Origin of the sequence: Klebsiella sp. 141161, assembly GCF_050600815.1 — a bacterium.
Lineage (GTDB): Bacteria > Pseudomonadota > Gammaproteobacteria > Enterobacterales > Enterobacteriaceae > Klebsiella > Klebsiella aerogenes.
Genome location: NZ_JAQIRN010000032.1, coordinates 1 through 316, shown reverse-complemented (window position 1 = coordinate 316; position 316 = coordinate 1). Strand labels below are relative to the sequence as shown.

General features: G+C 50.0%; 1 rRNA gene. It reads right to left on the bottom strand.

The features are described 5' to 3' along the window. Positions 1-68: ribosomal RNA gene (rrf, locus tag PGR79_RS23840) — 5S ribosomal RNA — on the bottom strand; the annotation flags it as partial. Between the last annotated feature and the right edge of the window lie 248 nt (positions 69-316).

Here is a 316-nt window from a genome sequence, read left to right as displayed (position 1 = left end):
GCGCTACGGCGTTTCACTTCTGAGTTCGGCATGGGGTCAGGTGGGACCACCGCGCTATTGCCGCCAGGCAAATTCTTTGTGCTCAGTACGCAATTATTTATCGCATCAGCGGCGTTTCCTGCGCTCGTCAACTCAGTCACATACTTCTGTATGCTCCTTCCTTTCCTTCGCTTGCCGCCTTGCTGCTGCGCAAATTATTGCGTACTCAACTCTGAATCTAAGCTGAAAATCATCTCAAATCGCCAAAACATCTTCGGCGTTGTAAGGTTAAGCCTCACGGTTCATTAGTATCGGTTAGCTCAACGTATCGCTACGC